The sequence below is a fragment of the Pseudomonas entomophila genome (assembly GCF_013523165.1).
GTDB lineage: Bacteria > Pseudomonadota > Gammaproteobacteria > Pseudomonadales > Pseudomonadaceae > Aquipseudomonas > Aquipseudomonas entomophila_A.
Genome location: NZ_JAAMQI010000004.1, coordinates 56,511 through 80,224 on the forward strand (window position 1 = coordinate 56,511; position 23,714 = coordinate 80,224).

21 protein-coding genes are annotated in these 23,714 nt (G+C 64.6%); all 21 read left to right on the forward strand.

The genetic code is table 11. The features are described 5' to 3' along the window. The first annotated feature begins 271 nt into the window (after nt 1-271). The 21 genes from G7Z99_RS04260 (at nt 272) to G7Z99_RS04360 (ending at nt 23,616) form a co-directional block, all read left to right on the forward strand. Nucleotides 272-1,630, forward strand: coding sequence for a glutamine synthetase family protein (locus G7Z99_RS04260; RefSeq protein ID WP_181092344.1), 1,359 nt, complete (start codon nt 272-274; stop codon nt 1,628-1,630). 40 nt (nt 1,631-1,670) lie between these two features. Beyond that, a complete protein-coding gene (locus tag G7Z99_RS04265) occupies nt 1,671-3,032 on the forward strand; it encodes an aspartate aminotransferase family protein (RefSeq protein WP_181092345.1) in 1,362 nt (453 codons plus the stop codon). 127 nt (nt 3,033-3,159) lie between these two features. Further along, nucleotides 3,160-4,257 carry a polyamine ABC transporter substrate-binding protein gene (locus tag G7Z99_RS04270; protein ID WP_181092346.1) on the forward strand — a complete coding sequence of 366 codons (1,098 nt, stop codon included), beginning with the start codon at nt 3,160-3,162 and terminating at the stop codon, nt 4,255-4,257. A gap of 159 nt (nt 4,258-4,416) precedes the next feature. Then, nucleotides 4,417-5,511, forward strand: a complete 1,095-nt coding sequence (locus tag G7Z99_RS04275) for a polyamine ABC transporter substrate-binding protein (RefSeq protein WP_181092347.1) — start codon at nt 4,417-4,419, stop codon at nt 5,509-5,511. A gap of 59 nt (nt 5,512-5,570) precedes the next feature. Next, nucleotides 5,571-6,716 carry a polyamine ABC transporter ATP-binding protein gene (gene potA / locus G7Z99_RS04280; protein ID WP_181092348.1) on the forward strand — a complete coding sequence of 382 codons (1,146 nt, stop codon included), beginning with the start codon at nt 5,571-5,573 and terminating at the stop codon, nt 6,714-6,716. Further along, the gene (locus tag G7Z99_RS04285) at nt 6,713-7,633 is read left to right on the forward strand and encodes an ABC transporter permease subunit (RefSeq protein WP_181092349.1); all 921 of its coding nucleotides are present in this window, start codon (nt 6,713-6,715) and stop codon (nt 7,631-7,633) included. The genes potA and G7Z99_RS04285 overlap by 4 nt, the downstream gene beginning before the upstream one ends. Continuing rightward, a complete protein-coding gene (locus G7Z99_RS04290; RefSeq protein WP_181092350.1) occupies nt 7,630-8,517 on the forward strand; it encodes an ABC transporter permease subunit in 888 nt (295 codons plus the stop codon). The genes G7Z99_RS04285 and G7Z99_RS04290 overlap by 4 nt, the downstream gene beginning before the upstream one ends. Nucleotides 8,518-8,714: 197 nt before the next feature. Then, on the forward strand, nt 8,715-9,818 hold the full coding sequence (locus G7Z99_RS04295; protein WP_181092351.1) for an efflux RND transporter periplasmic adaptor subunit: 1,104 nt from the start codon (nt 8,715-8,717) through the stop codon (nt 9,816-9,818). Continuing rightward, a complete protein-coding gene (locus G7Z99_RS04300) occupies nt 9,815-10,891 on the forward strand; it encodes an efflux RND transporter periplasmic adaptor subunit (RefSeq protein ID WP_181092352.1) in 1,077 nt (358 codons plus the stop codon). Before G7Z99_RS04295 ends, G7Z99_RS04300 begins: the two co-directional genes overlap by 4 nt. Then, complete coding sequence (locus tag G7Z99_RS04305) at nt 10,888-13,983, forward strand: efflux RND transporter permease subunit (RefSeq protein WP_181092353.1); 3,096 nt, start codon at nt 10,888-10,890, stop codon at nt 13,981-13,983. Before G7Z99_RS04300 ends, G7Z99_RS04305 begins: the two co-directional genes overlap by 4 nt. 392 nt (nt 13,984-14,375) lie before the next feature. Continuing rightward, on the forward strand, nt 14,376-14,558 hold the full coding sequence (gene oscA, locus G7Z99_RS04310; RefSeq protein WP_181092354.1) for a sulfur starvation response protein OscA: 183 nt from the start codon (nt 14,376-14,378) through the stop codon (nt 14,556-14,558). 46 nt (nt 14,559-14,604) lie between these two features. After that, nucleotides 14,605-15,612 (forward strand): sulfate ABC transporter substrate-binding protein, encoded by a 1,008-nt coding sequence (locus tag G7Z99_RS04315; protein WP_181092355.1) that lies wholly within the window; start codon nt 14,605-14,607, stop codon nt 15,610-15,612. Between the two features lie 87 nt (nt 15,613-15,699). Next, complete coding sequence (gene cysT / locus G7Z99_RS04320; RefSeq protein ID WP_181092356.1) at nt 15,700-16,518, forward strand: sulfate ABC transporter permease subunit CysT; 819 nt, start codon at nt 15,700-15,702, stop codon at nt 16,516-16,518. 13 nt (nt 16,519-16,531) lie between these two features. After that, complete coding sequence (gene cysW, locus G7Z99_RS04325; protein WP_181092357.1) at nt 16,532-17,404, forward strand: sulfate ABC transporter permease subunit CysW; 873 nt, start codon at nt 16,532-16,534, stop codon at nt 17,402-17,404. Between the two features lie 3 nt (nt 17,405-17,407). Further along, the gene (locus G7Z99_RS04330; protein WP_181092358.1) at nt 17,408-18,397 is read left to right on the forward strand and encodes a sulfate/molybdate ABC transporter ATP-binding protein; all 990 of its coding nucleotides are present in this window, start codon (nt 17,408-17,410) and stop codon (nt 18,395-18,397) included. A gap of 297 nt (nt 18,398-18,694) precedes the next feature. After that, nucleotides 18,695-19,513: an energy transducer TonB gene (locus G7Z99_RS04335; protein ID WP_181092359.1), complete on the forward strand. Its 819-nt coding sequence runs from the start codon at nt 18,695-18,697 to the stop codon at nt 19,511-19,513. 39 nt (nt 19,514-19,552) lie between these two features. Next, the gene (locus G7Z99_RS04340) at nt 19,553-20,275 is read left to right on the forward strand and encodes a MotA/TolQ/ExbB proton channel family protein (RefSeq protein WP_181092360.1); all 723 of its coding nucleotides are present in this window, start codon (nt 19,553-19,555) and stop codon (nt 20,273-20,275) included. A 1-nt stretch (nt 20,276) separates the two neighbouring features. After that, the gene (locus G7Z99_RS04345) at nt 20,277-20,678 is read left to right on the forward strand and encodes an ExbD/TolR family protein (protein ID WP_181092361.1); all 402 of its coding nucleotides are present in this window, start codon (nt 20,277-20,279) and stop codon (nt 20,676-20,678) included. Nucleotides 20,679-21,112: 434 nt separating this feature from the next. After that, nucleotides 21,113-21,694 (forward strand): alpha/beta hydrolase, encoded by a 582-nt coding sequence (locus G7Z99_RS04350; RefSeq protein ID WP_181092362.1) that lies wholly within the window; start codon nt 21,113-21,115, stop codon nt 21,692-21,694. A 56-nt stretch (nt 21,695-21,750) separates the two neighbouring features. Further along, the gene (locus G7Z99_RS04355; protein WP_181092363.1) at nt 21,751-22,710 is read left to right on the forward strand and encodes a sigma 54-interacting transcriptional regulator; all 960 of its coding nucleotides are present in this window, start codon (nt 21,751-21,753) and stop codon (nt 22,708-22,710) included. Nucleotides 22,711-22,830: 120 nt separating this feature from the next. Then, entirely contained in the window at nt 22,831-23,616 is a 786-nt protein-coding gene (locus tag G7Z99_RS04360; protein WP_181092364.1) for a MetQ/NlpA family ABC transporter substrate-binding protein, read from the forward strand. The last annotated feature ends 98 nt before the right edge of the window (nt 23,617-23,714 follow it).

Sequence of the window (23,714 nt, forward strand, 5' to 3'; positions counted from 1 at the left end):
ACGGGTCGACCCCTGCGCTGCGCTCGTCTCCTGCACGCCATACCCCACGCGTCCAGCCCCCAGCGGCACTCCGACACACACCTTGCGTACCGATCGGCCTGCAGGCGCCCGCCCGCATCCGAAGGCACTTTGCTTTCGTCACGCGCTCCATCCAGAATCGAACGGCGGGCTCGTGCATGCCGTGTCGCGCGCGCTGACCACGCCGGTCAGCGCCTGTCGTCAGTCGCGTCCCGGCCCTGGGCCCGGATCAACATGACCTCCTGAGGTATTTATGAGTAACAACCTCGACCAGCTCACCGATTGGTTGAAAGAGCACAAGATCACCGAAGTCGAATGCCTGATCAGCGACCTGACCGGCATCACCCGCGGCAAGATCTCGCCGACCAACAAGTTCATCGCGGAAAAGGGCATGCGCCTGCCCGAAAGCGTGCTGCTGCAGACCGTGACCGGCGACTATGTCGACGACGACATCTATTACGAGCTGCTCGACCCGGCCGACATCGACATGATCTGCCGCCCGGACGAGAACGCTGTCTACCTGGTGCCCTGGGCGATCGAGCCGACCGCGCAGGTGATCCACGACACCTACGACAAGAAGGGCAACCCGATCGAGCTGTCGCCGCGCAACGTGCTCAAGAAGGTGCTCAAGCTCTACACCGACCGCGGCTGGCTGCCGATCGTGGCGCCGGAGATGGAGTTCTACCTGACCAAGCGCAGCGAAGACCCGGATTTCCCGCTGCAGCCGCCGATTGGCCGTTCCGGGCGCCCGGAAACCGGCCGCCAGTCGTTCTCCATCGAAGCCGCCAACGAATTCGACCCGCTGTTCGAGGACGTCTACGACTGGTGCGAACTGCAGCAGCTGGACCTCGACACGCTGATCCACGAAGACGGCACGGCGCAGATGGAGATCAACTTCCGTCACGGCAATGCCCTGGACCTGGCCGACCAGATCCTGGTGTTCAAGCGCACCATGCGCGAGGCCGCGCTCAAGCACAACGTCGCCGCGACCTTCATGGCCAAGCCCATGACCGGCGAGCCGGGCAGCGCCATGCACATCCACCAGAGCGTGGTCGACGTCAACACGGGCAAGAACATCTTCTCCAACGACGACGGCAGCATGAGCGACCTGTTCCTGCACCACATCGGCGGCTTGCAGAAGTTCATCCCCGAAGCCCTGCCGCTGTTCGCGCCCAACGTCAACTCGTTCCGCCGCTTCCTGCCCGACACCTCGGCGCCGGTCAACGTCGAGTGGGGCGAGGAGAACCGGACCGTAGGGCTGCGCGTGCCGGACGCCGGCCCACAGAGCCGTCGCGTCGAGAACCGGCTGCCGGGCGCCGACGCCAACCCGTACCTGGCGATCGCCGCCAGCCTGCTGTGCGGCTACATCGGCATGGTCGAGGGGATCGCCGCCAGCGCGCCGGTGCAAGGGCGTGGCTACGAGCGACGCAACCTGCGCCTGCCGCTGACCATCGAGGACGCCCTGGAGCGCATGGAGCAGAGCCGTGCGCTGGAGCAGTACCTGGGCAAGAAGTTCATCAGCGGCTACGTGGCCACCAAGCGCGCCGAGCACGAGAACTTCAAACGCGTGATCAGTTCCTGGGAGCGCGAGTTCCTGCTGTTCGCGGTGTGATCAACCGCCGCCCTGCGGCCGACCGACTTTGGAGAACCCCATGAGCGTCAACGATTCACGAACCCAGCACTGGCAGACCCTGAGCGGCGAACACCACCTGGCGCCGTTCAGCGACTATGGCCAGTTGAAGGAAAAAGGCCCGCGCATCATCACCCGGGCGCACGGCGTGCACCTGTGGGACAGCGAAGGGCAGAAGATCCTCGACGGCATGGCCGGGCTGTGGTGCGTGGCCATCGGCTACGGACGCGAAGAGCTGGTCGACGCCGCGCAGCGGCAGATGCGTGAATTGCCCTACTACAACCTGTTCTTCCAGACGGCCCACCCGCCTGCGCTGGAGCTGGCCCACGCCATTACCGAGGTAGCGCCCGAGGGCATGAGCCATGTGTTCTTCACCGGTTCCGGCTCCGAAGGCAACGACACCGTGCTGCGCATGGTCCGCCACTACTGGGCGCTCAAGGGCAAGCCGCAGAAGCAGACGCTGATCGGCCGCATCAACGGGTACCATGGCTCGACCGTGGCTGGCGCCAGTCTCGGCGGCATGAGCGGCATGCATGCCCAGGGCGGGCTGCCGATCCCGGGCATCGCGCACATTCCTCAGCCGTACTGGTACGGCGAGGGCGGCGACATGACGCCGGAAGCCTTCGGCCTCTGGGCGGCCGAGCAACTGGAGCAGAAGATTCTGGAACTGGGCGAAGACCAGGTCGCGGCCTTCATCGCCGAGCCGATCCAGGGCGCCGGCGGTGTGATCATTCCGCCGGACAGCTACTGGCCCAAGATCAAGGAGATCCTTGCCCGCTATGACATCCTGTTCGTCGCCGACGAGGTGATCTGCGGGTTCGGTCGCACCGGTGAGTGGTTCGGCTCGGACTACTACGACCTCGAGCCGGACCTGATGACCATCGCCAAGGGGCTGACCTCTGGCTACATCCCCATGGGCGGTGTGATCGTGCGCGATTCGGTGGCCCAGGTGCTGGCCGAGGGCGGCGAGTTCACCCACGGGTTCACCTACTCGGGCCACCCCGTGGCAGCCGCGGTCGGGCTCGAGAACCTGCGTATTCTGCGCGAGGAACGCATCATCGAGCGCGCCAGGACGGAAACGGCACCCTATTTGCAACGTCGTCTGCGCGAGCTGGAGGACCACCCGCTGGTCGGCGAAGTGCGCGGTCTGGGGATGCTCGGTGCGATCGAGCTGGTCAAGGACAAGGCCACGCGCAGCCGTTACGAGGGGCAGGGCGTGGGCATGATCTGCCGCAACTTCTGCTTCGCCAACGGGCTGGTGATGCGCGCGGTGGGCGACACCATGATCATCGCGCCGCCCCTGGTGATCAGCCACGAGGAGATCGACGAGCTGGTGGAGAAAGCCCGCCGGTGCCTGGACCTGACCTTGCAGTCGCTCGAATGAGCAATCGACCACCCACGCGTGTTGTAACAGCGGTCGGTAACTTGCCAGACTAGCGAGCGTTCCAGCGCTTGCAGCGATTGGCCTGGCCGCTGAACACAAGAATTCACGAACTATCCGGAGCAAACGCATGAAGAAATTGGGCAAGACGCTGCTGGCCGCTACCCTTGCAGGTGCAGTGGCCACCGCTGTTCAGGCTGACGACAAGGTCCTGCACGTCTACAACTGGTCGGACTACATCGCTCCAGACACGGTCGCCAAGTTCGAGAAGCAGACCGGCATCAAGGTGGTCTACGACGTCTTCGACAGCAACGAGACCCTGGAAGCCAAATTGCTGGCGGGCAAGTCCGGCTACGACATCGTCGTGCCGTCGAACAACTTCCTCGCCAAGCAGATCAAGGCCGGCGTCTACCAGGAGCTGGACAAGTCCAAGCTGCCGAACTGGAAGAACCTCGACCAGGACCTGCTCAAGGCCGTCGGTGACGCCAGCGACAAGGACAACCAGCACGCCTTCCCTTACATGTGGGGCTCGATCGGCATCGGCTACAACCCGGAGAAGGTCAAGGCCGCGCTGGGCGTGGACAAGATCGACTCGTGGGACGCGGTGTTCAAGCCCGAGAACATGGAGAAGCTCAAGAGCTGCGGCGTGAGCTTCCTCGACGCGCCGACCGAGATGATTCCGGCCGCGCTGCACTACCTGGGCAAGCCGACCGACAGCAAGGACAAGGGCGACCTGAAGGCCGCCGAAGACCTGTTCCTGAAAATCCGTCCGTCGGTGGCCTACTTCCATTCGTCCAAGTACATCTCGGACCTGGCCAACGGCAACATCTGCGTCGCCGTCGGCTACTCGGGCGACCTGGAGCAGTCCAAGGCCCGTGCCGCCGAAGCCGGCGGCAAGGTCAAGCTCGACTACGTGATCCCGAAAGAAGGCGCTGGCACCTTCTACGACATGGTTGCCATACCCAAGGACGCCGAGAACGTCGACGCCGCGTACAGCTTCATGAACTTCCTCATGCAGCCGGAAATCATGGCCGAGATCACCAACGCCGTGCGCTTCCCCAACGGCAACAAGGCCGCCACACCGCTGGTGGACAAGGACATCTCGGGCGATCCGAGCATCTATCCCTCCGATGACGTGAAGAAGAAGCTCTACGCGATCAGCGACCAAGAGCCAGCCACCCTGCGCCTGATCACCCGTAGCTGGACCAAGATCAAGTCGGGCAAGTAACCGCTCGACAGGTCCACCGGCCTTGGTCCTGTCAGGGCCGGCGGACCTTCGGGACAAATAAGTTTGCGGCAGCGAAGCTGCGAAGGTAAGTTGCGCGCCGGTTTGACGTATGCGGCAGCGTGCGTCGCGACCACGGGCACTAATTGTGAGGACCAACCCTTGTCCATTTCTGTATTTCGCAAGGCCATGCTGGCCGGAGCGGGTCTGACGCTGGCGCTCGGCGTCCAAGCGGCCCCCACGGTGCACCTGTACAACTGGTCGGACTACATCGGGCCCAACACCCTCGCGGACTTCGAACAGGCCACCGGCATCAAGCCGGTGCAAGACGTCTTCGATTCCAACGAAACCCTGGAAGGCAAGCTGCTGGCCGGTCATACCGGCTATGACGTGGTGGTGCCGTCCAACCATTTCCTGGGCAAGCAGATCAAGGCCGGCGCGTTCATGAAGCTTGACCGCACCCTGCTGCCCAACTATGCCAATCTCGACCCGGCGTTGATGAAGCGCCTGGAGAAGAACGACCCCGGCAACCAATACGCCGTGCCCTACCTCTGGGGCACCAACGGCATCGGCTACAACGTCGAGAAGGTCAAGGCCGCCCTCGGCGTGGACACCATCGACTCGTGGGCGGTGCTGTTCGAGCCCGAGAACATGAAGAAGCTCTCCCAGTGTGGCGTGGCCTTCCTCGACTCGGCGGACGAGATGCTGCCGGCGGTGCTCAACTACCTGGGCCTCGATCCCAACAGCACCAACCCCAAGGATTACCAGAAGGCCGAGCAGAAGCTGCTCGCGGTCCGTCCCTACGTGACCTACTTCCACTCCTCCAAGTACATCACCGACCTGGCCAATGGCGACATCTGCGTCGCCGCCGGTTTCTCGGGCGACGTGTTCCAGGCTAAGGCCCGAGCCGAAGAGGCGAAGAAGGGCGTCGAGCTGGCGTACGCCATTCCCAAGGAAGGAGGCAACCTCTGGTTCGACGTGCTGGCGGTGCCCAAGGACGCCAAGAACGCCAAGGAGGCGCATGCGTTCATCAACTATCTGTTGAAACCCGAGGTCATCGCGCAGGTCAGCGACTATGTCGGGTACGCGAACCCCAACCTCAAGGCCGGCGAGCTGATGGATCAGGACGTGTACAAGGACCCGGCGGTCTACCCCTCGCAGGCCGTGCTGGACAGGATGTTCGTCAACGCCGAGCTGCCACCGAAGGTGCAACGACTGATGACCCGTAGCTGGACCAAGGTCAAGTCGGGCAAATAATCATCCAGGCCCGCCGTCACAGGAGCGGGCCCTAGCAAATCTTGTTGGGAGTTTCATTCATGGCAGTTGCCTCCGGTGCCTCCAAGCCCCCCCTTGACGGTGGTGTCCAGCAGTCCAAGCAGGTGCTGGTCAAGATCGACCGGGTCACCAAGAAGTTCGACGAGACCGTCGCGGTCGACGATGTGTCGCTGGAGATCCGCAAGGGCGAGATCTTCGCCCTGCTGGGTGGTTCGGGCTCGGGCAAGTCGACCCTGCTGCGCATGCTGGCCGGGTTCGAGCGGCCGACCGAAGGGCGCATCTACCTCGACGGCGTCGACATCACCGACCTGCCGCCCTACGAGCGGCCGATCAACATGATGTTCCAGTCCTACGCGCTGTTCCCGCACATGAGCGTGGAGCAGAACATCGCCTTCGGCCTGCAGCAGGACAAGATGCCCAAGGCCGAGATCCAGGCCCGCGTGGCCGAGATGCTCAAGCTGGTGCACATGACCCAGTATGCCCGGCGCAAGCCGCACCAGCTGTCCGGTGGCCAGCGCCAGCGGGTAGCCCTGGCGCGTTCGCTGGCCAAGCGGCCCAAGCTGTTGCTGCTCGACGAACCCATGGGCGCGCTGGACAAGAAGCTGCGCTCGCAGATGCAGCTGGAGCTGGTGGAAATCATCGAACGGGTCGGCGTGACCTGCGTGATGGTCACCCACGACCAGGAAGAGGCCATGACCATGGCCCAGCGCATCGCCATCATGCACCTGGGCTGGATCGCCCAGATCGGCAGCCCGGTGGACGTCTACGAGACCCCGACCAGCCGCCTGGTGTGCGAGTTCATCGGCAGCGTCAACCTGTTCGAGGGCGAGGTGGTGGACGATGCCGAAGGCCACGCCCTGATCGCCAGCTCCGAGTTGGAGCGCAACATCTACGTCGGCCACGGGGTTTCCACCTCGGTCGAGGACAAGCACATCCTCTACGCGCTGCGGCCCGAGAAACTGCTGGTCACGACCGTGCAGCCGACCGACGACTACAACTGGTCCCACGGCAAGGTGCACGACATCGCCTACCTGGGCGGGCATTCGGTGTTCCACGTGCAGCTGCCCAGCGGCAAGATCGTCCAGTCGTTCGTGGCCAACGCCGAACGCCAGGGCGCCCGGCCGACTTGGGGCGACCAGGTCTACGTCTGGTGGGAAAACGACAGCGGCGTGGTGCTGCGCTCATGAAGATCCGCAAGCTCAAGCGAGCGTTCAAGCGCCTGACGCCGGACGGGCGGCAGCTGGTGATCGGTGTGCCGTTCCTCTGGCTGTTCCTGTTCTTCCTGCTGCCGTTCTTCATCGTCCTGAAGATCAGCTTCGCCGAAGCCGACGTGGCGATTCCGCCCTACACCGAGGTCTTCAGCTACCTCGACGACAAGCTTCAGGTGGTGCTGAACCTGGCCAACTACGGCCTGCTCGGCGAGGATGAGTTGTACCTGGCGGCCTACCTGGGGTCGTTGAAGATGGCCTTCGTCAGCACGGTGCTGTGCCTGCTGATCGGCTATCCGATGGCCTACGCCATCGCCAACGCCCGCAAGGAAACCCAGACCGTCCTGCTGCTGCTGATCATGATGCCGACCTGGACGGCGATCCTGATCCGGGTGTATGCCTGGATGGGCATCCTCAGCAACAACGGCCTGCTCAACAGCTTCCTGATGTGGCTGGGGCTGATCGACCAGCCGCTGCAGATCCTCAACACCAACCTGGCGGTTTACATCGGCGTGGTCTATTCGTACCTCCCGTTCATGATCCTGCCGCTGTTCGCCAACCTGGTGAAGCATGACCAGAGCCTGCTCGAAGCGGCCTCGGATCTGGGCTCGAGCACCTTCAACAGTTTCTGGAAGATCACCGTGCCGCTGTCGAAGAACGGCATCATCGCCGGCTGCATGCTGGTGTTCATCCCGGTGGTGGGCGAGTTCGTCATCCCCGAGCTGCTCGGCGGTCCGGAAACCCTGATGATCGGCAAGGTGCTATGGCAGGAGTTCTTCAACAACCGTGACTGGCCGGTGGCGTCCGCGCTGGCGGTGGTGATGCTGGCGATCCTGATCGTGCCGATCCTGCTGTTCAACCGCAGCCAGGCCAAAGAGATGGAGGGCAAGGCATGAAACGCTTTGGTTTCTCGAAACTGATGCTGGTGCTGGGCCTGCTGTTCATCTACCTGCCGATGCTGATCCTGGTGATCTACTCGTTCAACGCCTCCAAGCTGGTGACGGTCTGGGGCGGCTGGTCGGTGAAGTGGTATGTCGGCCTGCTGGACAACACCCAGCTCATGGGGTCGGTCATGCGCTCGCTGGAGATCGCGCTGTATACCGCGATCGCCGCCGTGGCGCTGGGCACCATGGCCGCCTTCGTCATGACCCGCATCCGCCGTTTCAAGGGCCGCACGCTGTTCGGCGGCCTGGTGACCGCACCGCTGGTCATGCCCGAGGTGATCACCGGCCTGTCGCTGCTGCTGCTGTTCGTGGCCATGGCACAGATGATCGGCTGGCCGCAGGAGCGCGGCATCATGACCATCTGGATCGCCCACACCACGTTCTGCTCGGCCTACGTGGCGGTGGTGGTGTCGGCACGCCTGCGTGAGCTGGACTTGTCCATCGAGGAAGCGGCCATGGACCTGGGTGCGCGGCCGTGGAAGGTGTTCTTCCTGATCACCATCCCGATGATCGCACCTTCCCTGGCAGCGGGCGGCATGATGTCATTCGCCCTGTCGCTGGATGACCTGGTGCTGGCCAGCTTCGTGTCCGGGCCAGGCTCGACCACCTTGCCGATGGAGGTGTTCTCGGCGGTGCGCCTTGGCGTGAAACCCGAGATCAACGCCGTGGCCAGCCTGATCCTGCTGTCGGTGTCGCTGGTGACCTTCTTCGTCTGGTTCTTCAGCCGCCGTGCCGAAGAACGCCGGCGCAAGGCTGTCCAGCAGGCCATCGAGGAAGGCGCTGCAGCCAACGCGGCGGCGCCGCCGGTCAAGCGCGCGAGCATCGCGCCGGTCTGAGCCGAACACACCCTGGGGCGGCCCGAATGCCCTCCCAGGGTGAGCGGTGGTCAGGGTCTCCCAGGGGAACATCGCCTCCCCAGCCCCTCTTTCTCGCACTTCCTCACATCCCCCTTGAATCCCGCCGCCCATCATGGAACCCTCACCCGGGCCATCAGTCCATGATCTGATCAATTCGACATACGCAAGGAGCCGGCATGAAAGTAGCGCGTGCGCTAGGGGGGCTGGGCCTCGGAGTGCTGTTCGTGCTGGCCGGCTGCGACAAGCAGACCGCTGAGCCGCATCACCCACGGGTTGGCGTGCAACGGGCCACGTCCGACGCCTTTGCGGCGACCGTCACGCTGACAGGGGACATCCAGGCGCGGGTGCAGACTGACCTGTCGTTCCGCGTAGGCGGCAAGATCATCTCGCGCAGCGTCGACGTCGGTGATCACGTCAAGGCCAACCAGGTGCTGGCGCGACTGGACCCCAAGGACCTGCAGAACAACGTCGCCTCCGCCAAGGCGGAAGTCTTCGCCGCCCAGGCACGGGTCGCCCAGACCAGCGCAGCATTCGTGCGCCAGCAGAAACTGCTGCCCAAGGGCTACACCAGCCAGAGCGAGTACGACACCGCCGAAGCGTCGCAACGCAGCAGCCAGAGCGCGCTCAAGGCCGCCCAGGCGCAATTGGCCAACGCCCAGGAGCAGCTCGGCTACACCGCGCTGGTGTCCGAGGCCGATGGCGTCATCACCGCACGCCAGGCCGAAGTGGGCCAGGTGGTGCAGGCCACCATGCCGATCTTCAGCCTGGCCCGCGATGGCGAGCGCGATGCGGTGTTCAACGTCTACGAATCGCTGCTGGGCGCACCCGACAGCGACAAGCGCCTTACCGTACGCCTGCTGGACGATCCGGCCGTGGTTGCCGACGGCCAGGTGCGCGAAATCACCCCGACCGTCTCCCAGCAGACCGGCACCGTTCAGGTCAAGGTCGCTCTACGCAACGTGCCCGAGCGCATGCAGCTCGGCTCGCTGGTGACCGCCACGGCCAAGGGCCAGGGCACCCCGAGCATCGAGCTGCCGTGGTCGGCCCTGAGCAAGACCGTGCACACGCCGGCGGTCTGGGTGGTCGGCGAGGGTGACAAGGTGGACCTGCGCGAGGTCAGCATTGCCCGTTACCTGACTGGCAGCATCGTCATCGACAAGGGCTTGAAGGGGGATGAAGACGTGGTCGTGACCGGCGCGCAATTGCTGCACCCCGGCATGCAGGTCGAGAAGGTTGCCGTGAAGAAAGCTGTCGAGAAGCCGGGAGGGCTGGCGCCATGATGCGTCTGGCATGGACGTTGTGCGTGGGGGTGGCGCTGGCGCTGGTCGGCTGCTCCGACAAGGAAGAAAAACCCGACCCGGTGCGCCCGGTGCTGTCGATGGAAGTCCAGCCGCAGTTGCAGTCGCAGCTGGGCCGCTTCGCCGGCACCATCCAGGCGCGCTACGAGAGTACCTTGGGCTTTCGGGTGCCCGGGCGCATCGCTCGTCGCTGGGTCGATGTCGGCGCCCAGGTCAAGGCCGGGCAGGTCCTGGCGTCGCTGGACCCCACCGACCAGCAGAACCAGCTGCGCGCCGCCGAAGGCGACCTGGCGCGGATCCAGGCCCAGTGGATCAATGCCAAGGCCAACGCCAACCGTCAGCAGCAGCTGTACGACCGTGGCGTGGGCGCCCAGGCGCAACTGGACATCGCTCAGACCGACCTGAAGACCTCGGGCGCCTCGCTCGAGCAGGCACGCTCGTCGGTCAGCCAGGCGCGTGACCAGCTCAGCTACAGCGAGCTGCGCAGCGATCACGCGGCCGTGGTCACCGAGTGGCAGGCTGAAGCCGGGCAGACCGTCGGCGCCGGGCAGGCCGTGGTGACCCTGGCCCGGCCCGACGTCAAGGAAGCGGTCATCGACCTGCCGACCTCCCTGGCCGAGCAGTTGACGCCCGATCTCGTCTTCACCGTGGCCTCGCAACTGAACCCCGCCATCAGCACCACCGCTACCCTGCGCGAGCTGGAGCCCCGGGCCGATGCGACCACCCGCACCCGACGGGCGCGCCTGACCCTGGCCGAAACGCCGGCCGGGTTCCATCTGGGCACCGCGATCAGCGTGAGCCTGACCCAGGCCGTGTCTCCCCGCAGCGAGCTGCCCCGCACGGCGCTGCTCGAGCGCGAGGGCAAGACCCAGGTGTGGGTCGTGGACACTGAACAGAACACCGTCTCGCTGCGCGACGTCACCCTGATCGAGCGGCACGACGACAGCATCGTCGTGACCGACGGCGTGCAGCCGGGCGAGCGCGTGGTCACCGCCGGCGTCAACAGCCTCAAACAAGGCCAGAAGGTCATCGTCGAGAAGGAATCCACCCGATGAAAGGCAGTTTCAACCTCTCGGAGTGGGCGCTGAAGCACCAATCCTTCGTCTGGTATCTGATGTTCGTCGGCTTGCTGATGGGCGTGTTCTCGTACATGAACCTGGGCCGCGAGGAAGACCCCTCGTTCACCATCAAGACCATGGTCATCCAGACCAGTTGGCCAGGTGCGACCCAGGACGAGACCCTGCTGCAGGTCACCGACCGCATCGAGAAGAAGCTCGAGGAGCTCGATTCGCTCGATTACGTCAAGAGCTACACCCGCCCCGGTGAATCCACGGTCTTCGTCTACCTGCGCGACACCACCCAGGCGGAGGACATCCCGCAGATCTGGTACCAGGTACGCAAGAAGATCAACGATATCCGCGGCGAATTCCCCCAGGGCATCCAGGGGCCGGGCTTCAACGACGAGTTCGGCGACGTGTTCGGCTCGATCTATGCCTTCACCGCCGATGGCCTATCGCTGCGCCAGTTGCGCGACTACGTCGAGCAGGTGCGCGCCGAAGTCCGCGAGGTGGACAACCTGGGCAAGGTCGAGCTGATCGGCCTGCAGGACGAAGTCCTGTACCTGAACTTCTCCACCCGCCGCCTGGCAGCGCTGGGGATCGACCAGCGTCAGGTCATGCAGGCGCTCCAGGCGCAGAACGCCGTGACGCCGGCGGGGGTCATCGAGGCCGGCCCAGAGCGGATCTCGGTACGCACCTCGGGCCAGTTCGCGTCGGAGAAGGACCTGCAGGCCGTCAACCTGCGCATCAACGATCGCTTCTACCGCCTGGCCGACATTGCCGAGATCGAGCGCGGCTACGAGGACCCGCCAGCCCCGATCTTCCGCTACAACGGCCAGACCGCGCTGGGCTTGGCGATCGGCATGAAGAAGGGCGGCAACGTGCAGTCGTTCGGCAAGGCCCTCAAGGAGAAGATGGAGCAGGTCGAAGCGCAACTGCCGGTCGGCGTCGGCGTGCACACCGTGTCGGACCAGTCGCTGGTGGTCGAGGACGCCGTGGGCGGCTTCACCAGCGCCCTGTTCGAAGCCGTGGTGATCGTGCTGGTGGTCAGTTTCGTCAGCCTGGGGATCCGCGCCGGCCTGGTCGTGGCCTGCTCGATCCCGCTGGTGCTGGCGATGGTCTTCGTGTTCATGGAGTACAGCGGCATCACCATGCAGCGGATCTCGCTGGGGGCACTGATCATCGCCCTCGGCCTGCTGGTGGACGATGCCATGATCACCGTCGAGATGATGGTCACGCGCCTGGAGAAGGGCGAAAGCAAGGAGGCGGCGGCCACCTATGCTTACACCTCGACCGCCTTCCCGATGCTCACCGGCACCCTGGTGACCGTGGCAGGCTTCGTGCCGATCGGCCTGAACGCCAGTTCGGCGGGGGAGTACACCTTCACGCTGTTCGCGGTGATCGCCGTTGCCCTGCTGGTGTCCTGGGTGGTGGCGGTGTTCTTCGCGCCGGTGCTGGGCGTGCACATCCTGAGCCAGAACGTGAAGAAGCCCGACGAGAAGCCCGGCCGTGTCGGGCGCGCCTTCGAGGGCAGCCTGGTGTGGTGCATGCGTCACCGCTGGCTGACCATCATCGGCACCGTGGTGCTGTTCGCCCTGGCCTTGTTCAGCATGCGCTTCGTGCAGAACCAGTTCTTCCCCTCGTCCGACCGGCCGGAGATCCTGGTGGATCTGAACCTGCCGCAGAACGCCTCGATCAAGGAAACCCGCCGCGTGGTGGACAGCCTCGAGGCGACGCTCAAGGACGACCCGCAGATCGCCCACTGGAGCACCTACATCGGCCAGGGCGCGGTGCGTTTCTACCTGCCGCTCGACCAGCAGTTGCAGAACCCCTACTACGCGCAGCTGGTGATCGTCAGTACCGGCCTCGAAGAACGCAACGAACTCATCGGCCGCCTCAAGGAGCGCCTGCGCAAGGACTTCGTCGGCATCGGCACCAACGTCCAGTCCCTGGAGATGGGGCCACCGGTAGGGCGCCCGATCCAGTACCGCGTCAGCGGCAAGGACATCGACCAGGTGCGCAAGCACGCCATCGAGCTGGCGACCCTGCTCGACGACAACCCCAACGTCGGCGAGATGATCTACGACTGGAACGAGCCGGGCAAAGTGCTGCGTGTGGACATTGCCCAGGACAAGGCCCGCCAGCTGGGGCTGTCGTCCGAGGACGTCGCCAACGTGATGAACAGCATCGTCAGCGGCGCGCCGGTCACCCAGGTCAACGACGAGATCTACCTGATCAACGTCGTGGCCCGTGCCCAGGACAGCGAACGTGGCTCGCCGGAGACCTTGCAGAACCTGCAGATCGTCAACCCCAGCGGTGTCTCCATCCCCCTGCTGGCGTTTGCCACGATCCGCTACGAGATGGAGCAGCCGCTGGTCTGGCGGCGTGATCGCAAGCCCACCATCACCCTCAAGGCGTCGGTCAACGGCGACATGCAGCCCACCGACCTGGTCGCCGAGCTGAAGCCGAAGATCGACGAGTTCGCCAGCAAGCTGCCGACCGGCTACGAAGTGGCCACCGGCGGCACCGTCGAGGAAAGCGGCAAGGCCCAGGGCCCGATCGCCCAGGTGATCCCGCTGATGCTGTTCCTGATGGCGACCTTCCTGATGATCCAGCTGCACAGCGTGCAGAAGCTGTTCCTGGTGATCAGCGTGGCGCCGCTCGGCCTGATCGGCGTGGTGCTGGCGCTGGTGCCGACCGGTACCCCGATGGGCTTCGTGGCGATCCTCGGCATCCTGGCGCTGATCGGCATCATCATCCGCAACTCGGTGATCCTGGTGACCCAGATCGATGCCTACGAGCGGGATGGCTACACGCCCTGGCAAGCCGTGCTGGAAGCCACCAACCACCGCCGTCGCCCCATCCTGCTGACGGCTGCCGCCGCCAGCCTGGGCATGATCCCGATCGCCCGCGAAGTGTTCTGGGGCCCCATGGCCTACGCCATGATCGGCGGCATCGTCAGCGCCACCTTGCTGACCTTGTTGTTCCTGCCGGCCCTTTACGTGGCCTGGTACCGCATCAAGGAAGATGACGGCGATCAGAAAGGCGCGGCGGGCAGCCAGTCGCAACCGGTGAGCGGCAAGTCGTAAGCGGCGAGCTGCAAGCGAGAGCGGATCGATATCGGCCTGACGGGTATCGATCCGCGCCGACGCCCTTGTGGGAGCGGGCTTGCCCGCGAGGCAGGCGGCGCCGGATCGGACGCTATCGCGGGCAAGCCCGCTCCCACAGGCCCGTGACAACCTGCCTCACTGCGGCGTGGTCAGGGGGGCGCGGTCCTGTCGGGCGGCGGGCGGACGCTCACCGTGATCAGCGTACGGCTTACAGCCAACTGCTCGCGACCTGCCCTTCTCAAACCTATATTTCAGTTATATAAAAATTCTTAAATAGTATTTTTAAGAATAAATCTGCCTGGCTACTATGCGCTCAAGCCAGGCCGCTCTTCCTCATGCTGCCCGGCACTTCGACTCAAGGGAGAACGAGCATGAGTGCATCACTGCGTAGCGTCGACGGTCAGGACGAAGCCACCCTCCTGCGCGAGATCCAGAACGCGCTGCGGGACCTGCGGTTCGGCGCGGTAGAGATCACCGTGCACAACGCCCAGGTCGTGCAGATCGAGCGCAAGGAAAAATTCCGTCTGCAACAGCCGGGCAGCAAGTCCGGCTGATACCGCCCATGTCCAATTAGAAAAAACGCCATTCGGGAGCTTCACCATGTCCATCCGCCGTTACGCGCTCGCCGCTTTGGCCAGTGCCGTGTTTGCCGGTTCTGCCATCGCCAAGGACTACGAACTGCTGAACGTGTCCTACGACCCGACCCGTGAGCTGTACCAGCAGTACAACGCCGAGTTCATCAAGCACTGGCAGGCGAGCCATCCGGACGACACGGTCAAGATCCAGCAGTCCCACGGCGGCTCGGGCAAGCAGGGCCGGGCGGTCATCGACGGTCTGCGGGCCGACGTGGTGACCCTGGCCCTGGCCGGCGACATCGACGAGATCGCCAAGCTCGGCAAGACCCTGCCTGCGGACTGGCAGACGCGCCTGCCGGACGCCAGCACGCCGTACACCTCCACCATCGTGTTCCTGGTGCGCAAGGGCAACCCCAAGGGCATCAAGGACTGGGGCGACCTGGTCAAGAACGACGTGTCGGTCATCACCCCGAACCCGAAGACCTCCGGTGGCGCCCGCTGGAACTTCCTGGCCGCCTGGGCCTACGGGCTGAAGGCCGGCGGGAGCGAGGACAAGGCCAAGGCCTACGTTCAGACGCTGTTCAAGCACGTCCCGGTGCTGGACACCGGTGCACGCGGCTCGACCATCACCTTCGTCAACAATGGCCAGGGCGACGTCCTGCTGGCCTGGGAGAACGAAGCCTTCCTGGCGCTGAAGGAAGACGGCGGTGCCGACAAGTTCGAGATCGTCGTGCCTTCGCTGTCGATCCTGGCCGAACCGCCCGTGGCCGTGGTCGACAAGAACGCCGAGAAGAAGGGCAATACCGAGATCGCCACCGAATACCTCAAGCACCTGTACAGCCCGGCCGGCCAGACCATCGCTGCGCAGAACTTCTACCGCCCGCGCGACGAGAAGGTCGCCGCCGCGTTCGCCAAGCAGTTCCCGACGCTCGACCTGGTCACCATCGACAAGGACTTCGGCGGCTGGAAGACGGCCCAGCCGAAATTCTTCAATGACGGTGGGGTGTTCGATCAGATCTACCAGGCACAATGAACCGTGCCTGACCCACGCGATACCCTTCAGTAGCCTGCACCGGCCCGGGAGTTCTCCCGGGCTTCGTGCGTTCAACCAGGGACTTTTATGTCACGACGCATTTCCCCTGTCATACCCGGCTTCGGGCTGACACTGGGCTACACCTTGGTGTACCTCAGCCTGATCGTTCTCATTCCGCTGGCGGCCATGTTCGTGCACGCCGCGCAGCTCACCTGGGACCAGTTCTGGGCCATCATCAGCGCGCCACGGGTGATCGCCGCGCTCAAGCTGAGCTTCGGCACCGCCTTGTGCGCCGCGCTCATCAACGGCGTCATCGGCACGCTGCTGGCCTGGGTGCTGGTGCGCTACACCTTCCCTGGGCGCAAGGTCATCGACGCGATGATCGACCTGCCGTTCGCCCTGCCCACGGCGGTCGCCGGCATCGCCCTCACGGCGCTGTACGCACCGGCCGGCTGGGTCGGGCAGTTCGCCACCGACCTGGGTTTCAAGATCGCCTACACCCCGCTCGGCATCACCCTGGCCTTGACCTTCGTCACCCTGCCGTTCGTGGTGCGCACGGTGCAACCGGTCCTGGCCGACATTCCGCGGGAAGTCGAGGAAGCTGCCGCGTGTCTCGGTGCGCGGCCCTTGCAGGTGTTTCGCCATGTGCTGGCGCCGGCCCTGCTGCCGGCCTGGCTGACCGGCTTCGCCCTGGCCTTCGCGCGAGGGGTCGGTGAGTACGGTTCGGTGATCTTCATCGCCGGCAACATGCCGATGAAGACCGAGATCCTGCCGCTGCTGATCATGGTCAAGCTCGACCAGTACGACTACACCGGCGCGACGGCCATCGGCGTGCTGATGCTGGTGGTGTCCTTCATCCTGCTGCTGCTGATCAACCTGCTGCAGCGCCGCATCGAAACCCCTTGAAGGAGGCCCGGCCATGTCCCGTTCGACTCTGAACGCCGCCACGGCGGCCAACGCCGCCCGGCGCAGCAGCGCCACCTCGCGGCGCATCCTGATCATCCTCGCCTGGCTGGTGTTCGCACTGTTCCTGGCGTTGCCGCTGGTGATCGTCGTCTCGCAAGCGTTGAAGAACGGCTTCGGCACGTTCTTCGAAGCGATCTTCGAGCCCGACGCACTGGCCGCCCTGCGCCTGACCCTGCTCGCCGTGGCCATTTCGGTCCCGCTGAACCTGGTATTCGGCGTGTGCGCTGCCTGGTGCGTGAGCAAGTACACCTTCACCGGCAAGAGCATCCTGGTGACCCTGATCGACCTGCCGTTCTCGGTCTCGCCGGTGATCGCCGGCCTGGTGTACGTACTGATGTTCGGCGCCCAGGGCCTGCTCGGGCCGTGGCTCCAGGACCACGACATCCAGATCGTCTTCGCCCTGCCGGGGATCGTTCTGGCCACCATCTTCGTCACCGTGCCGTTCGTGGCGCGTGAACTGATCCCGCTGATGCAGGAGCAGGGCACGCAGGAAGAGGAGGCCGCGCGCCTGCTTGGCGCCAATGGCTGGCAGATGTTCTGGCACGTGACCGTGCCGAACATCAAGTGGGGCCTGATCTATGGCGTGGTGCTGTGCACGGCGCGGGCCATGGGCGAGTTCGGCGCGGTGTCGGTGGTGTCCGGACACATCCGTGGCGTGACCAACACCTTGCCGCTGCATGTCGAGATCCTCTACAACGAATACAACCACGTCGCGGCGTTCAGCGTGGCCAGCCTGCTGCTGATCCTGGCGCTGTTCATCCTACTGCTCAAGCAGTGGAGCGAATCCCGAATCAACCGTCTGCGCCACGCCGCAGCGGAGGACTAATCCATGTCGATCGAAGTGCGTAACGTCAGCAAGCGTTTCAACAGTTTCCAGGCCCTGGACGCCATCAACCTGGACATCAACAGCGGCGAACTGGTAGCGCTGCTCGGCCCTTCCGGCTGCGGCAAGACGACCCTGTTGCGGATCATCGCCGGGCTGGAGACCCCGGACCAGGGCAGCATCGTGTTCCATGGCGAGGACGTGTCCGGTCATGACGTGCGCGATCGCAACGTCGGGTTCGTGTTCCAGCACTATGCGCTGTTCCGTCACATGAGCGTGTTCGACAACGTCGCCTTCGGCCTGCGCATGAAGCCCAAGGGCGAGCGGCCGAACGAAACCCGCATCGCCGAGAAGGTCCACGAGCTGCTGGGCATGGTGCAGCTCGACTGGCTGGCCGATCGTTACCCCGAGCAACTCTCCGGCGGGCAACGCCAGCGGATCGCCCTGGCCCGTGCGCTGGCGGTCGAACCCAAGGTGCTGCTGCTCGACGAGCCGTTCGGCGCGCTCGATGCCAAGGTGCGCAAGGAGCTGCGGCGCTGGCTGGCGCGCCTGCACGAGGACATCAACCTGACCTCGGTCTTCGTGACCCATGACCAGGAGGAGGCCATGGAGGTGGCCGACCGGATCGTGGTGATGAACAAAGGCGTGATCGAGCAGATCGGCTCGCCTGGCGAGGTCTACGAGAAGCCGGCCAACGACTTCGTCTACCACTTCCTGGGGGACTCCAATCGCCTGAGCCTGAGCGAAGGCCACCACGTGCTGTTCCGGCCGCACGAGGTCTCCCTGTCGCGCCATGAAATCGAAGGCCATCACCCGGCCGAGGTACGCGACATCCGTCCGCTGGGAGCCACCACACGGGTCACCCTCAAGGTCGAAGGGCAAGGTGAGCTGATCGAAGCCGAAGTGGTCAAGGACCATGACAGCCTCACGGGGCTGGCACGGGGCGAGACGCTGTTCTTCAAGCCGAAGACCTGGCAGAAGCTGAACGACGCCTGAGGCCTCGTGCGTGCGCCCGACGCCCTTGCACGAGGGTTTCGGGCGCGATGCAGCGGGGGGCGTGACGAAAAGCAGGAGGCTACCGCGTTCGAGATACGTGCGCGGTGGTGTGTTGCACGGGTGCGGCGAAAGCACCTGAGTTCCCGCGCGGGCTGGCGCTTTTAATATTCTAAAAAAGCCTAGATATAAGATTAAATATTCCTTCCAGAGATAAGCTTCTGGCGTCGATGATTCAGTCATGCGCGGGCAGTCACTGCCCCCCACGAACTGCCTCATGAACCCCCAGGAGTGTGATCAATGGGTAATGTCCAGTCGGCCATCAGGGCCCATGACCTGCCAACGCGCTCCGCGCCTGGCGACCTGGTCGAGCTGGGACGTACGTGGCGTGTGCCGTTGGCGCACCTGCGTCTGCAACGCACGCCGGCCAGCGGCCTGAAGCGTCGCGACCTCGTCGTGCTGGGTCTGCTGGTACTGGCGCTGCATGCCGCGGTCGCCTACTGGATCCATCGGACGCCGACGCCCGCCTTGCCGGTCGAACCGCCGAAGATTCCGCCCATGACCATCGAGTTCGCCGCGCCGGCGCCTCCGGTGGCCGAGCCGCCACCCCCTGTACCGGTCGAGCCGCCCCCGCCGCCACCGGCGCCCATGATCGACGAGTTGGCCGCCAAGCCGGCACCCAAGCCCGCGCCGAAACCCAAGCCGACGCCCAAGCCCGCGCCCAAGCCGGCACCCACACCGGTTACCAAGCCTGCACCGCCCGCCAGGCCGGTCGACACGCCGCCACCGACGGCGGCCCCTGCACCCCCTGCGCCTGCGCCCGCCAAGCCCGCGCCGCTGACCCCGGCGTCGGCCAACGCGGCCTACCTGAAGAACCCGGCGCCGGACTATCCGCAACTGGCCCAGCGTCGCGGGTGGGAAGGCAGGGTGACCTTGCGTGTCGAGGTCCTGCCCAGTGGCAGCCCTGGCCAGGTGCAGGTCCAGACCAGCAGCGGACGGCAGGTGCTGGACGAGGCTGCCTTGGCCGCCGTCAAGCGCTGGCGCTTTGTGCCGGCCAAGCAGGGAGAGGTCGCCCAGGTCGGCTGGGTCAGCGTGCCCATCGATTTCACCCTTCGCTAATTCGCGTCCCTCAGAACGACCCTTCGGAGCATCATGATCATGAGTGTACTGGCATCTCCCCTTGCATCTGTCGAAAGCGCCGTCATCTGGTTGCTGGTTGGTTTCTCCACCGCGACCTGGGCGCTGGCCCTCGTCAAGGCCGTACAGTTCGCCCGCCTGAAGCGCCAGGACAAGCGCTTTCACACGCAGTTCTGGGCGGCATCGAGCTTGGACGCAGCGGCCGAGCCGAGTCACGAGCTGCCGGGGCCGGCTGCACGGGTGGCGCAGTCCGGCTATGCGGCCATCGCAATCGGCGAGCCTTCCCAGGCCAGCGACCTGAGTCAGGCCATCAATCACCAGGATCGGCTGGAGCGGGCACTGCGTCAGCAGATCGTTCGTGAGCGACGTTCGTTGGAAACCGGCCTGGCGGTGGTCGCCAGCATTGGCAGTACCTCGCCGTTCATCGGCTTGTTCGGCACCGTCTGGGGCATCATGGAGGCGCTCAAGGGGATCAGTGCGGCCGGCTCGGCGAGCCTGGAAACCGTCGCCGGTCCGATCGGCGCGGCGCTGGTCGCCACGGGCGTCGGGATCGCGGTCGCCGTCCCGGCCGTGCTGGTCTACAACTACTTCCTGCGGCGCCTCAAGCTGACCGCCGCCGACCTCGATGACTTCGCCCACGACTTCTACGGCCTGGCCCAGAAGAGCGCGTTCCGCGTACTGGTCCACCCTGCCGCACGCCGCGCCCAGGCAGGCTTCACCCAGCCTGTGCAGGAGGCGTCCTGACATGGCCTTTTCGACCCAGGACAGCGACGAAGTCCTCAGCGAGATCAACGTCACGCCCTTGGTGGACGTCATGCTGGTGCTGCTGGTGGTGTTCATCGTCACGGCACCGCTGTTGACCAACGCCATCCCCATCAACCTGCCCAAGACCGAGGCGGTGGCACCGGTGGAGCAGAAGGCGCCGCTGGTGGTGAGCATCGACGGCAGCGGCAAACTGTTCATCGACAAGGACGAGATTCCGGCCGACACGCTGGAAGCTCGGCTCAAGGCAGCCAAAGGCAAGGATGCCGAATTGCGCGTGCAGCTGCAGGCCGACGATGGCGTCAACTATGGCGAAGTGGCCCGGGCGATGGCTGCCATCGAACGGGCCGGGATCACCAAGCTGGCGGTGATTACCGCGCGGTGAGGGGCACGTTCTCCAGGCAAGGGTTTTGGGGCCATCGTCGCACTGCGGCGTGGCCTCTTTTTTTACTGGCGATGCAGCCGCTGGTCGATCACGCTGACTTGCATTGGCATCCACCTGTGCAGGCTGTGTGAAACGCTAAGGACCAGCACAGAGATCTGGAATGACGTTCACATTGTGTGGGAGCAACTGTCTTTTTCTACTCGGCCCATGCCCGACCGCATGGGCTGATGTGTGCGCTTACCCGCGACGCAGGTGTGGCTGCGCAAGCAGCTTGTGGGAGCGGGCTTGCCCGCGATGAAGCCGCCGCTATCGAGAGCAAGTACCCCATCCATGTTCATTTAAGTTATTAACAAATATCTTCTTATTCCTTTACGCTCAAAGCAGCGCCTTTATACTGACCACCAAGCACGCAAACCTCAGTGGAGGCGTCCCCCATGCGCACCGAATCCATTCGCTACCTCATTGTGCCGGGTTGGCAAGGATCGCCAGACAATCATTGGCAAAGTCACTGGCAACGCAGCCTGCCCAACAGCCTGCGCGTCGAGCAGCGCGACTGGCTCACGCCGCAGCGTCACGAGTGGGTGCGTACGTTGGAGCAGGCCATCGACGCCGATCCTTCCCCCGTGATCCTGATCGCCCACAGCCTGGGGTGCATCACCGTCGCGCAGTGGGCGGCCCAGGCCAGCCCACGCCTGCTGCGTCAGGTGCGCGGTGCCCTGTTGGTGGCGCCGGCCGATGTCGAGCGCCCGGCCTGCGCGCCTGCCTTGCGCAACTTCGCGCCGATTCCCCTGCAACGGCTGCCCTTTCCCAGCCAGGTGGTCAGCTCCGACAACGATCCGGCGGTCAGCGTCCCGCGCGCCCTGTACCTGGCACGCGCCTGGGGTGCGGAAACCGGGCTGCTGTCCAATGCCGGACACATCAACGTCACGTCAGGCCACGAGCGTTGGGAGCAGGGCTTCGCCTACCTCTATCGTCTTCAAGGCCGTATCGAACAGCGCGGTCTGCGGCGCGCCTGAGGCGCTTCCGTCGATGCCACAACGCCTGGTCATCGCGATCCAGGCGGGAGTCCGTCATGAGTGTGCACCCTGTTTTCGGCCAGCCCCTGCTGACCTTCCCTGAGCTGGACAAGAGCCCGCTGAGCATTCGCGCCAAGGCGCTGGTGTTCGTCGACCCGCGCTCCCGTGCGTTGCGCGAGCGACTCGAAGAGGTGGCGCGCCTGCCGTTGCCGGTGCTGATCCGCGGCGAGACCGGGACTGGCAAGGAGTTGCTGGCCCGGCAGGTTCACCGTGCCAGCGACCGTTCCGGGCTGTTCGTCTCGGTCAACTGCGCGGCCATCAGCCCCACGTATGCCGATGCCGAGCTGTTCGGCTACAGCGCTGGCGCCCAGGGCGGCACGGCCAGCAGTCGAGCAGGCTGGTTCGGCTCGGCCAATGGCGGCACCCTGTACCTGGACGAGATCGCCGACCTGCCGCTGACCATCCAGACCAAGCTGCTGGCGGCCCTTGAGCACCGAGAAGTCACGCGCGTGGGCGCTGCCCATCCCTTGCCCGTCGATGTGCGCCTGGTGGCCGCGTCCAGCATCGACTTGTCCAGCGCGGTCGCAGCAGGTCGATTCAACGAACGGCTGTACCAATACCTGCACGAGGGTGAACTCGAACTACCGGCCTTGCGTGAGCGAGTCGGCGACATCCTGCCGTTGGCCGACTATTTCGTTGGCATCTACAGCGCGCGCCTGGGGCGGTCCTTGCCTTTGATCGGCGAGGCTGCACAGCTGGCCCTCGAAGCCCACCCCTGGCCAGGCAACACACGGGAGCTGGAGAACGTCATTCACTTCGCGCTGCTGGTCGGTCAGGGTGACGAAGTGCTACCGGAACACCTTGGGCTGCCCGATACCGCCCCATTGACCCGCCTGGAAACCGCACTCGAGCAACTGACGCAAGTGCGCGAGCCGTTCTCAGTCGAGGGGATACGTCGCGTGTTGGAGGCAGCGCTGGCACGTTTGCCAAGTCACGGGAGCGCTGAAACTCGATAAAACCAAAAGGAATAGGCAGGCAACTAAAAGATATTACTGAGTAATAAAAATTACAGGTATCGTCCGCACACCCTCCTTTGGCTCGCCGCCCCTGCGGCATTCGTTGTGCAAGGATCTCCCATGAAGAACACCCTGCTGTTGACCGCCCTCGCTGCCGCGCTGTCCCTGAGCTCCCTGGCCCAGGCCGCCGAGAAGCTGATCGTGGCCGCTACGCCTGTGCCGCACGCCGAGATCCTCGAACTGGTCAAGCCGACCCTGGCCAAGGAAGGCGTGGACCTGGAGATCAAGGTCTTCACCGACTACGTTCAGCCCAACGTGCAGGTCGACCAGAAACGCCTGGATGCCAACTACTTCCAGACCCTGCCGTACCTCAAGAGCTTCAACGAAGGGAAGGGCACGCACCTGGAAACCGTGGTCGGCGTGCACGTCGAACCCTTCGGCGGCTATTCCAAGAAGGTCAAGAGCCTGGAAGAGCTGAAGGATGGCGCGACCGTGGCCATTCCCAACGAAGGCAGCAACAGTGGCCGTGCGTTGATTCTGCTGCAGAAGGCCGGGCTGATCACGCTGAAAGACCCGAAGAACGCCTTGGCCACGCCGAAGGACATCGCCGAGAACCCGAAAAAGCTGAAATTCCGCGAACTGGAATCGGCCATGCTGCCACGCGTGCTGGACCAGGTCGACCTGGACATGATCAACACCAACTACGCCCTCGAAGCCGGCCTGAACCCGGCCAAGGACGCCTTGGTGATCGAAGGCAGCGACTCGCCCTACGTGAACTTCCTGGTCGCCCGTCCTGACAACAAGGACAGCGACGCCATGCAGAAACTGGCCAAGGCGCTGACCAGCCCGGAAGTGAAGGCGTTCATCGAGAAGAAGTACAGCGGCGCGGTGCTGCCGGCGTTCTGATGTTCGTGTGATGCCTGTCGAATGAGTGACTGGGGCCGCCATGCGGCCCCATTTTTTTGGAGCGACGTGGTGGGCCTGGACCCAGATTCAAGTTGCTT